At 67.1% G+C, this 593-nt stretch carries 1 pseudogene; it reads right to left on the minus strand.

Features of this window, described 5'->3' with window-relative positions:
* Window positions 1-140 precede the first annotated feature (140 nt).
* Window positions 141-593, minus strand: a pseudogene (locus AC3ET3_RS36140) (DUF3459 domain-containing protein); the annotation flags it as partial.

The raw sequence follows: 593 nt of genomic DNA on the forward strand, positions 1-593 counted from the left end.
CAGATCGCCGACGCCGTCGCCGTTGCTGTCCTGGAAGGAGCGGACCAGCACCTCGTAGAAGACGGCGCGTTTGAACCAGTCGGGGTCGCGGTCCTTCGCGGGCGTGTCCTCGAAGGTGTCCGGAACGGGCTCGTTGACGCTCATCGTGTGGGTGACCCTCCGATCTGCGGGGTGGACGGTCGCAGGACGCTGAGGACGTGCGCGGGACGGATCCCCGGTTCGAGTCGCACGTAATTCGTCCTGCCCCAGTGGTAGGTCTCGCCGGTGAGCTCGTCGCGCACCGGCACCGACTCGTGCCAGTCCAGGCCGAGTTGCGGCATGTCCAACGAGACCGTGGCCTCCTGGGTGTGGTGAGGGTCGAGGTTGACGACCACCAGAACCGTGTTCGAGCCGCTTCGCTTCGAGTACACGATCACCGCCTCTTGGTCGGCGTGATGGAAGTGCAGGTCGCGCAGTTGCCGCAGTGCCGGGTTCCCCCGTCGGACGGCGTTGAGTCGTGCGATCAGCGGGGCGATGCTCCGGCCCTCCCGCTCGGCCGCCGCCCAGTCGCGAGGCCGCAACTGGTACTTCTCCGAGTCCAGGTACTCCTCACT

The sequence above is a fragment of the Streptomyces sp. bgisy159 genome (assembly GCF_057707805.1).